At 38.1% G+C, this 10,328-nt stretch carries 8 protein-coding genes; 7 read left to right on the top strand and 1 reads right to left on the bottom strand.

Features of this window, described 5'->3' with window-relative positions; translation table 11 throughout:
* Positions 1 to 30 precede the first annotated feature (30 nt).
* From pyrD to ACTRWE_RS01215, 6 genes are all read left to right on the top strand, one after another.
* Positions 31 to 1,041: a quinone-dependent dihydroorotate dehydrogenase gene (gene pyrD, locus ACTRWE_RS01190; protein ID WP_462879330.1), complete on the top strand. Its 1,011-nt coding sequence runs from the start codon at positions 31 to 33 to the stop codon at positions 1,039 to 1,041.
* Positions 1,042 to 1,172: 131 nt separating this feature from the next.
* Positions 1,173 to 1,703, top strand: a complete 531-nt coding sequence (locus ACTRWE_RS01195) for a cell division protein ZapC (protein WP_462879331.1) — start codon at positions 1,173 to 1,175, stop codon at positions 1,701 to 1,703.
* A 90-nt stretch (positions 1,704 to 1,793) separates the two neighbouring features.
* On the top strand, positions 1,794 to 3,911 hold the full coding sequence (rlmKL, locus tag ACTRWE_RS01200) for a bifunctional 23S rRNA (guanine(2069)-N(7))-methyltransferase RlmK/23S rRNA (guanine(2445)-N(2))-methyltransferase RlmL (protein WP_024603050.1): 2,118 nt from the start codon (positions 1,794 to 1,796) through the stop codon (positions 3,909 to 3,911).
* Entirely contained in the window at positions 3,904 to 4,143 is a 240-nt protein-coding gene (locus tag ACTRWE_RS01205; protein WP_016900376.1) for a glutaredoxin family protein, read from the top strand. The genes rlmKL and ACTRWE_RS01205 overlap by 8 nt, the downstream gene beginning before the upstream one ends.
* A 15-nt stretch (positions 4,144 to 4,158) precedes the next feature.
* Positions 4,159 to 6,072 (top strand): ATP-binding cassette ATPase Uup, encoded by a 1,914-nt coding sequence (gene uup / locus ACTRWE_RS01210; RefSeq protein ID WP_350653638.1) that lies wholly within the window; start codon positions 4,159 to 4,161, stop codon positions 6,070 to 6,072.
* Positions 6,073 to 6,083: 11 nt separating this feature from the next.
* The gene (locus tag ACTRWE_RS01215; protein WP_350653636.1) at positions 6,084 to 7,823 is read left to right on the top strand and encodes a DUF3466 family protein; all 1,740 of its coding nucleotides are present in this window, start codon (positions 6,084 to 6,086) and stop codon (positions 7,821 to 7,823) included.
* Between the two features lie 97 nt (positions 7,824 to 7,920).
* Here the strand turns inward: ACTRWE_RS01215 and ACTRWE_RS01220 are convergent, their stop codons facing one another.
* On the bottom strand, positions 7,921 to 8,427 hold the full coding sequence (locus tag ACTRWE_RS01220) for a DUF2062 domain-containing protein (RefSeq protein ID WP_076921379.1): 507 nt from the start codon (positions 8,425 to 8,427) through the stop codon (positions 7,921 to 7,923).
* On the opposite strand from ACTRWE_RS01220, the gene ACTRWE_RS01225 reads away from it, so the two are divergent.
* Positions 8,407 to 10,328, top strand: a 1,922-nt coding sequence (locus ACTRWE_RS01225) for a DNA internalization-related competence protein ComEC/Rec2 (RefSeq protein ID WP_462879332.1), incomplete at its 3' end; no start/stop codon positions are given. The two genes, ACTRWE_RS01220 and ACTRWE_RS01225, sit on opposite strands and share 21 nt — an antisense overlap.

Below are 10,328 nucleotides of genomic sequence, written 5' to 3' on the forward strand. Positions count from 1 at the left end.
TTTGTCTACAACTTTAAGAGGATTATATTCATGTTTTACGATTTAGCTCGCCGTTTTATGTTTACCCGTGATGCGGAGTGGGCCCATGATTTTGCTCTTAATAACTTACGTCGCTTTGCTAATACACCGTTAAGTGCCGCGTGGTCACAAAGCGTGGCAAATAAGCCTGTGAACTTTTTAGGCCTCGAATTTAAAAATCCCGTAGGGCTTGCCGCTGGTCTTGATAAAAATGCCGAGTGTATTGATGCATTCGCCCAAATGGGGTTTGGTTTTGTTGAAGTGGGTACAGTAACACCGCGTCCTCAAGCGGGTAACGATAAGCCTCGTATGTTTAGATTGCCACAGTCGAATGCAATTATTAATCGCATGGGCTTTAATAATAAAGGCGTTGATAATCTAGTAAATAACGTAAAAGCAGCAAAGTATGATGGCATTTTAGGTATTAATATTGGTAAAAATAAAGATACGCCGAATGAACAAGGCAAAGATGATTACATTCACTGTATACGAAAAGTGTTTGAGTATGCATCTTACATAACCGTCAATATTTCATCACCTAACACACCAGGATTGCGTGACTTACAATATGGCGCAGCATTAGATGACCTATTGCAAAGTTTAAAAAATGAACAGTTAGATTTAATTGCCAAGCATAATAAAAATGTACCTATGCTGGTTAAAATTGCGCCAGACTTAGATCCTATTCAAATTGAACAAGTGAGCGAATCATTATTAACGAATAAAATTGATGGTGTGATTGCCACAAATACCACCCTTGAGCGTAGCCTAGTGCAAGGTCAGCAGTATGCTGATGAAGCAGGGGGGTTATCGGGTGCTCCGGTAAGAGAGCGTTCAACTCATATTGTTTCTGAACTAAAACGTTTAACTAATAATCAATTACCTATCATTGGTGTAGGCGGTATTGATGACGTTCAATCGGCTAAAGAGAAGATGAACGCAGGGGCTGATTTGATTCAAGTTTACACTGGATTTATTTATAAAGGACCACAATTGGTCAAGTCGATCATTAACGACTTATAAGGATCAGTTATGTAAGCTTTTGATCGTTCGATAAATGTTCTAAAAAGACGTTTTAAAAATGGTCAAAAGCAGCTATACTCTAAGCTTATTGTCTTATTTTATTTTTTTAAGTACTAAGTAGGGAGGAGCAAATGTTACAAGCGTCAAAGCAATGGCAGTGGATAGCGTGTGCTGAAAAAAACCGCTTACTGCTTGATTTAAATGACGATATGCAACTATGCACCCCTTATAAATTAAGGCAATTAACAGATTGCACCTTTAAAAACCCTTACTTTAGTTTAGAAGACGCCGCTTTTTATGAGCAGGTATATTATTACCTCGAGCAGTTTAACTTATGGAATCCTGCGCAATTATGTCAAATAGCGCTCAATGCCACCGCGGTTAAGTTTCAATTAAAGCCCGTTTTAGCTAAAAGTTGGTTTTTTAAACCCTACACGGGTACAAGACCTAGTACTGAAGCCGTTATCAACTTGAGCTCTGAATCTCAAACTGGCGAGTTTTTAATTGTGGAGCATTGCCCTGATGCTTCTGTGTGTATTAATTTAAGCGAAACCTTTGCGCTTGACGATAATTTATCACTCTCACAGTTTGAAGTGATCCGCGTATTAAACAACCGTGTTCACCCGCTTATTATCTCACAGTACGATAGTCAAACCGCTTAATCTAATTTAGTTTTCCCACCGTGTTTATGGCGTATTTGTACGCAAACCTATGTTATAATCCCGCGCAATTAGCTATTAAGGGTTTTTACTTTGCAATTTATCGCACTTACTTCTATCGGAATCGAAAATTTATTGGTTGATGAACTTACAGAGCTTGGCGCTACGGTGTCAAAACAAACTGTGGGTTCTGTTCGCTTTGAGGCTGACTCATTGCTAGCGCAAAAGGTGTGTTTATCAACACGCTTTGCTACGCGTGTACTTATGCTTATTGAAGAAAAAGAAGGCGTAAATGACAAAGACAGCTTGTATAAATTTGCACGCTTGCAACCTTGGCAAGAGTGGTTTGGCCCTACGCAAACCTTTGCTGTTGATTTTAACGGCACCAATGACTCGCTTAAAAATACACAGTTTTCAGGCTTAGTGATTAAAGATGCGATTGTTGATTATTTTAATGATCTGTATGAACAGCGCCCAAATGTTGATAAGCAAGATGCCAATGTACGAGTGGTTGCACGTTTAAATCGCCATGGTGTTTCACTTTATATTGATTACTCTGGCCCGCGTTTATCAGAGCGTGGTTACCGTCAAGGTCAAGGTAAAGCACCAATTAAAGAACATTTAGCTGCAGCGATTATTAAGCGCAGTGGCTGGCTTGAAAATGTTAATCAGCCTTTATTTGATCCCTGTTGTGGTGCTGGTACTATTTTAATTGAAGCCGCTGGAATGGCGCGTAATGAAGCGCCAGGTCTATTTCGTGAAGGCTTTGCGTTTGAACGTTTACCTAGCTTTAGAGTAGCAAAGTTTAAAGAACTAAAAGAGCAGCTTTTAGCAAATATTACCGATCCTAAATTGTGGTTGATTGGCCATGATTACGACGCAAATGTCCTTGATAAAGCCATTGCCAATGCGCAGCGCGCAGAACTTGATACGGTAATTAAGTTTAAACAAAGCGATGCAACTAAATTGACTGCGGTTGCTAAATTGCCGGGTGTTGTTATTTCTAATTTACCTTATGGTGAGCGAATTGGCTCTATGGCTGAGCTGGTTAACTTACATCGCAGTTTAGGTGTTGGCTTTAAAAAACACTTCAACCACTGGAAACTAGCTTTATTAGGCATGGATGAAAGCTTGTTTAAACTGCTTAAATTGGTGAAGCAAAAACGTTATAAATTTAAAAATGGTCCACTTGATGTTGAATTAAACTTGTATCAACTTGATGACAAGCAAGTGAGTCTTACCACGGATGACAAACCGGCTTTAAACTTTGAAGGCTCGATGGCATTTGCTAATCGCCTGAAAAAGAACAAGCAAGGCTTAAAAAATTGGCTTAAACAAAATCAAGTACATGCCTATCGCGTGTATGATGCGGATATTCCTGAATATAACGTTGCGGTTGATATTTATGGTGATTCAGCGGTTATTTTTGAATACGCAGCACCAAAAGAAATTGATGAAAAAACCTCAGAAAAACGCTTGCAAGATGTTATTAGCTTAACAGCGCAACAACTGGATATTGCACCTGAAAACATTGCGGTAAAAGTACGTAAAAAGCAAAAAGGTGAAGAACAATATACCCCGATGGCTAAGCAAAACAGAACCATGGTGGTAGAGGAGTTTGGTGCTAAGTTTAAAGTTAACTTATTTGATTACTTAGACACCGGACTATTTTTAGATCACCGTCTTGCGCGTCGTTACATTCAAGAAAATGCAAAAGATAAACGCTTTTTAAATTTGTTTGCCTACACGGGAACAGCGTCGGTTCATGCTGCATTAGGCGGTGCAAAAGCAATTACTACCGTTGATTTATCTAAAACCTACCTAAAATGGGGGCAAGATAACTTTGCACTTAACGATATTAGCAATACACGTTATCGGTTTGAGCAAGCCGACTGTTTAAAATGGCTAGAGCATGCACAAGGCCAATACGACTTGATCTTTTTAGACCCTCCAACATTCTCTAACTCTAAGCGAATGAAAGATGCGTTTGATGTACAAAATGATCACATTAAGCTGTTAACTTGGGTTAAAAAAATATTGAGCCCATCGGGTACGCTTATATTTTCTAACAATAAACGCGGCTTTGTGATGGACGAAGTAGGGTTAATGGGCTTAGGCTTAAAAGCGGAAAATATTTCAGAAAAAACCTTATCTCCCGATTTTAAACGTAATAAAAAAATTCATAATAGCTGGTTAATTAAACATGGCTAAGTGGGTTTTATATCACACAGACGGTTGCCACTTGTGTGAGCAAGCAGAGCAACTGTTAAAACCGTTACTTTCATCAGCTGATGAATTACAACTTATTGATATTATGAGCGATGACTCATTAATTTTAGAGTATCAAATCAGTATTCCGGTTTTAAAAAATCAACAAGGTCAGCAATTGTTTTGGCCATTTACTGCACCTCAGGCGCAGCAGTTTTTAGCGCAAGCAGAATAAGAGTAAAGATTAATTATGGATTTAATTAGAATTTCAAAAGCACAATTAGCCTACGGTACGCACCCATTATTAGATAATGCCGATGCGGTTATAGAAAGCGGTGAACGTGTGTGTATTGTAGGGCGTAACGGTGCAGGAAAATCAACGCTTTTAAAAGTACTCGACGGTCAAGTAATACTTGATGATGGCGAAATAAACCAAGTTGGTAGTTTAAAAATATCGCGTTTAGAGCAAGATCCACCTAAAGGGGCAAGTGGCACTGTATTTGATTATGTTGCCCAAGGTATGCCCGAAATTGCTAACTTACTTATTGACTTTCATCATGTAAGCACACAATTGCAAACAGATTGTACTGATCAGTTACTCAACCAACTAGAGCACTTATCAAATAAGTTAGAAGCAGCAGATGGCTGGCGTTTTGATAGCCGAATTCAACTTGTACTTACTCAATTAGAGCTAACTCCTGATGCGAAACTTGAGTCGCTCTCAGGTGGTTGGTTACGTAAAGTTGCATTAGCGCGTGCTTTAGTGAGTGAGCCTGATTTATTACTGCTCGATGAGCCTACTAACCACTTGGATATGACAAGTGTAATGTGGTTAGAGCAATTCCTAAAAGAATTTAAAGGCGGTATTGTATTTATATCGCATGACCGTGCATTTATTCGAGCTGTTGCTACACGTATTTTAGATTTAGATCGCGGTAAACTAATTTCTTACCCTGGTGATTATGCAACTTACTTAGAACAAAAAGCGCATGATTTAAAAGTAGAAGAAACACAAAATGCATTGTTTGATAAACGCTTAGCGGAAGAAGAAGCATGGATCCGCCAAGGTGTTAAAGCCCGTCGAACCCGTAATGAAGGCCGTGTTCGTGAGCTGAAACAATTACGTAATGAACGTAAACAACGTGTGGAACAAGTAGGTAAAACTGATTTCAATATCGAAACAGCGGATCGTTCAGGTAAACTAGTATTTGAAGCTAAACACTTAAATCATGCATTTAAAGACAAAGTGATAGCTGATGATTTCTCTACCTTAGTGATGCGTGGCGATCGTATTGGTTTGGTGGGGCCTAATGGTATTGGTAAAACAACGCTATTAAAATTATTGTTTGGTGATTTAAAAGCAGACAGTGGTGAAATAAAGCAAGGTGTTAACTTAGAGTTTGCATATTTCGATCAGTACCGTGAGAAGCTTGATGAAGAAGCGACCGTTCAAGATAACGTTGCTGAAGGTAAGCAAGAAGTGATGATGGGCGGACGCTCACGTCACGTGTTAGGCTATTTACAAGACTTTTTATTTCCGCCAGCACGTGCTCGTACACCGGTAAAAGCACTTTCAGGTGGTGAGAAAAACAGGTTGTTATTAGCCAAGTTATTTTTGAAACCTTCAAATATATTAGTGCTCGATGAGCCTACCAATGACTTAGATATAGAAACATTAGAGCTCCTTGAGGATATTATTAACCAATATCAAGGTACTGTGCTTATAGTAAGCCACGACCGAGAGTTTATTGATAATACCTGTTCGAGTGTTTGGGCATTTGAAGGTAACGGCAAAGTCACTGATATAGTTGGTGGCTACAGTGATTATGAAGCGTATACCAACTATTTGGCAGAGCAGCACAAAGAGTTGCAAAAGCAGCCAGTCAAAAAAGTTGAAAAAACAGAGCCAACGCCAGTTAAAAGCAATAACAAAGCAAATAAACTCTCTTACAAATTAAAACTTGAACTAGAGCAACTACCTAATAAAATGGAGCAACTTGAAGCTGAACTTGAAAAACAACAAGAACGAGTAAGCCATGAAGATTTTTTCAAGCAAGACAGTGATATAACAGCCAAGGAATTGAACCATTTAGCCCAACTTGAGTCTGACCTTGAAGCCGCTTTTGAGCGTTGGGAAGAACTTGAAGAATTAAAGAATCAGTAGTAAGGAATAAAATGAAATATAAATTACTCGCGGCCAGTGTTTTAGCCACACTGAGTACATCGGCATTAAGTGCTACCTATGCGTTAACGGAGTTAGGTAACTTTGAAAACGCAAAACATACTTATGTTACCGATGTGAGTGAAAACGGACATGTCATTGGGCTTGCTAATGGCTTATATAATATCCCAATTGATATTAGTTATATTGATTTTACCGATAGTTTAATTAAGAACGCTTATACTAATGAAGTAAATTCATTTGAACTAAGTGACAAAGAAATTACGTTTACACTTGATGACATCGAAAACAACGACGCTATTTATACCAATGCTGATGCGCATACTTTTATGGTTCGTTTTTTGTCAAACTTATCTGCTAACTTTGAATATCAAAAAATTAGCTCAATTGTTGCTACAAATTACAACAGTGGTGTAATTACAGAGCAATCTTTGTTTGATGTGGCTTCGGTTGATTATGATGGATTAACGCGCTCGACTAGCAACTTTTATAATGCAGTTGCACAGGACGGTACGACCGTAGGTTGGGGCAGTGCACCGTTTGATAAAATCACTTTTACACCAGATGGTGAAACTGAAGAAGAAACTTGGTTTACCCGAGAGTTTATAGAACGTGGTATTTTAATTTCTGAAGGCGGTGTAGAAGTGCCGCTTGTTCCAGAATTTACTGAACATGGTGGGACGAGTAAAGCGTCTGATATTGTTGCCACTGACACGGGTTACGTTGTTGTTGGTAATGTATCAGTGAGTATCCCTACAGAGAGACAAACCTTAATTGCTGATAATTGTGATGGTCTTGATGAACCTGTAATGACGTGTATTGAATCAATTAATAGTCGTAACACACGTGGTTTATTTAATAAAACAGCGGTTAAGTGGACACTAGACAGTGCCTATAATGTAACCTCAACAGAATTGTTAGGTTTAGCGCTGACACCAAAAGAAGATGAAGACAGTAACCCATTTATTAGTAATGCATTAGCGGTTAATAAAAATGGCGTTGCGGCCGGTTTTTCTAATACCCGTTACTTTGATAGAGATTCCACAATCTTAACGATGCCAGCTTACTTTAAAGATGGTGAAGTGGTCGATTTTATTGAACAGCGAGATGACTGGCAAAGTGGTAAAGCATTTGCTATCAACGATAATGATATTGTTGTAGGTTATGCGACCAAGCGAATAGAAGGCACGCTAAGAAACAAACTTTTTTACCATGATATAAATACAAACACGACCGTGTTTCCTGAAGGTTACTTTATAAGCTCAAGCTCATATGCAAATGACATTAATAATCAAGGCTACATTGTTGGTGAAGGTGAAATTGGAGAATCAGATAATTCACGTCGTTCAGAAGCCTTTATTTATAAAATTGGCGATGACAAGATCACTAACCTAAATAAATTGCTGCCTTGTTATGACAGTGATGGTGAAACCAGTTTCAGCTATAAAATGGTAGAAGCTAAATCGATTAATGAAAACAACGAAGTATTTGGTGTTGCAACTAAAACAGTTGAAAAACGAAATTCATTGGGCGGAGTTGTTACCGATGTAAATGGTAATATTGAGTATGAAAGTATAGCCGTTGCGGTAAAACTTTCGCCTATCCCTAATGGTGAAGTTGAGAATTGTAAAGCCCCAGATGCTGAATTTTACGAACGCAGTTCAGCGAGCTTTTCTTGGTTTGGTTTATTATTACTACCACTTGTTGGATTAAGACGTGTATTTAGATTTTAAATGAGCTTAAATCGTTAAACAGAACGACTAAAAAACCCAACTTGTTAAGTTGGGTTTTTTTTGTCTATAGTAATGTAAGCATTTAAAGGAAGAGAGGCTAATTATTTCTCATTCCCCATGCCCGCCTTACAGAGCGGCGCCAAATTAGATCTATTCCAAAGTAGCCAATAACACTGGCGATAGAGGCGCATACCAAAGAACCGACTAAGAATGCAGGGCCAATTGTCGTTAAGCTTTCTATAAACCATGCCCAACTGGCTTCGAACGCAAAGTGTTGTTTTGGTTGATTAAGTACTAATGTACCAACAAGGTAGGAGCCGTAAAAAATTGGCGGCATAGTCAGTGGATTAGTGATCCATACTAGCGCAACAGAAATGGGTAAATTAACTCTCAAAATTATCGCTGCGGCAGCCGCGAGCACCATTTGAAAAGGAACAGGGATGAAAGCAAAAAAGAGCCCAACAGCAAAAGCACCTCGTGCCGAACGTCTATTTAAATGCCAAAGGTTAGCATCATGTAAAAGACGGCCAAATATTCTTAGCGATTTGTGATGTCTAATTTTATTTGGATCGGGTAAAAACCGTTGGATCGTTTTTTTAGCCATTTAAAGCAACCATTTACTTCTGTGTGGATGAGTCTTGGGTTTGTTATCGGAGTTGTTGTTACCGTATTTTATTACCAAACCCTTGAATTTACAGTTATCACAATTTCAATCCTCATTGTGAGCACGTATTTTAAGCCGTTTTTAACTGTATTGTTAGGCTTTATTTGCGGTATTTGTTGTGTAGCGGCACATTTTATCTTGTTTTATTCATTTGAATTACCTAATCAGCACGAAAAATATGCTTATTCAGTCAATGTTGTTGTCGAAGAGGTTATTTCTTCAACCCCTCCACAATACGTAAAAGTGAAAATAACTCGTTTGGAAGATAGCGAATATAGTCAGTTTAGAGCACCTAATGCCTTATTAAGTATTAATTCAACACAACCTATTCAGCCAGGGGATGCTTTTACTGCTCAAGTTAGGTTAAAAAATTTTAGGGGGATTAAAAATTTTACTGTGTTCGACAGTCAACTCTATGCCTTTACACAAAAAATAGCGTTTAAAGGCACAGTATTAAATAAGCAGTTAGCGATTTACAACCGCCCACAAAATAATCATATTGTGGCTTACCGGACTTATGTCAAAAAGCTCGTAAGTAGTGCTGAGCTTAATTGGCTATATTACGTGCTCTTAACCGGAGACAAGTCGTTAATGACCTTTGAGCATAAACAATTAATGCAAAGTCTTGGGTTAAGTCATTTACTGGCTATTTCTGGATTGCATATCTCTTTGGTTTTCGGCTTTTGTTATTTTGCAGTGCGCTGTTTTCTTAAGTTGATTAAGCCTGAACTAAATCAATCATTAAATATTGCTATTTTTTATAGCGCTGCTGGCTTTGTTGCCGCTTTTATTTATGTTTACTTGAGTGATTTTATTATTTCGGCAACCCGCGCCTTAATTATGTTGGGTTGTTATTTGTTGCTTTATTATTTAGCGAAGCAAGCGCTTAGATGGCGAAGTATTTTATATGCGTTGGTTATTATTCTAGCGGTTAATCCATTTAGTTTGCTTAATCCTGGCCTGTATTTTTCCTTTTTAGCGGTATGTATTATTTTTATGGTTTTAAAACAGTTTCCGCTGCGAGGTCATTCATTGTTAGCCAATATTCGCACTCTTTTTATTATTCAACTGGGATTATTTATTGGCTTATTACCGCTGTCATTATACTTTTTTAATGGCGTGAGTTTAGCAGGTTTAGTTTTAAATCTTGTCGCTATTCCCATTTTATCTTTTGTATTAATGCCTGCTTTATTTTTAAGTGTGTTGCTGGGGTTATTAACCGACTGGCATGCGTTTATTGTGTTGTATGATTTTCCACTGACCTATATTTATCAAATGTTGCTGGCAATACCGCAGCACATACGTTGGCTTAATGTTGGTCAGGTAAGTATAACCACTGTGGTGCTGCTTTATAGTGTGGTTCCTTTACTTTATTTTATTGAGCTTCGCGTACTGGCGTGTATTCCGCTTTTGACTTTACTGTCTAATTATTATTTTACGCAATCTAGTCTTTGGCAGTTGAACGTATTTGATGTAGGCCATGGCCTTATGGTGCTGATAAAAAAAGATAAGCATGCGTTTATTTATGATTTTGGCCCGAGTTACTTTAATCGCTTTAGTCGTGTGCCTAGTGTATTACTACCCTATATTGACGCCCATAATCTAACGGTAAGTACCTCGATTGTCAGTCATCAAGATAACGATCATGCCGGAGGTGTTGCGCATTTTAAAGCAGCCGGTTATGCATGGAGTTTTGATTATTTTCATCCAAATGGTGTATATAACGACTGTATAGCAACAACACGCGATTTTAATGGATTGAGTATTCAAACTTTTGCTAAAGAGGAATTTAATAATAGTAATGATAATTCCTGTATCGTTAAAATCTCAGCTGCAAACTA

The organism is Pseudoalteromonas sp. G5_S1_54_S4 (genome assembly GCF_054968565.1).

Bases quoted from the DNA above. Each gene is read 5' to 3' on its own strand.
- ACTRWE_RS01220 (WP_076921379.1), bottom strand. From the start codon at position 8,427: ATGGCTAAAAAAACGATCCAACGGTTTTTACCCGATCCAAATAAAATT.
- ACTRWE_RS01215 (WP_350653636.1), top strand. From the start codon at position 6,084: ATGAAATATAAATTACTCGCGGCCAGTGTTTTAGCCACACTGAGTACA.
- pyrD (WP_462879330.1), top strand. From the start codon at position 31: ATGTTTTACGATTTAGCTCGCCGTTTTATGTTTACCCGTGATGCGGAG.
- ACTRWE_RS01205 (WP_016900376.1), top strand. From the start codon at position 3,904: ATGGCTAAGTGGGTTTTATATCACACAGACGGTTGCCACTTGTGTGAG.
- uup (WP_350653638.1), top strand. From the start codon at position 4,159: ATGGATTTAATTAGAATTTCAAAAGCACAATTAGCCTACGGTACGCAC.
- ACTRWE_RS01195 (WP_462879331.1), top strand. From the start codon at position 1,173: ATGTTACAAGCGTCAAAGCAATGGCAGTGGATAGCGTGTGCTGAAAAA.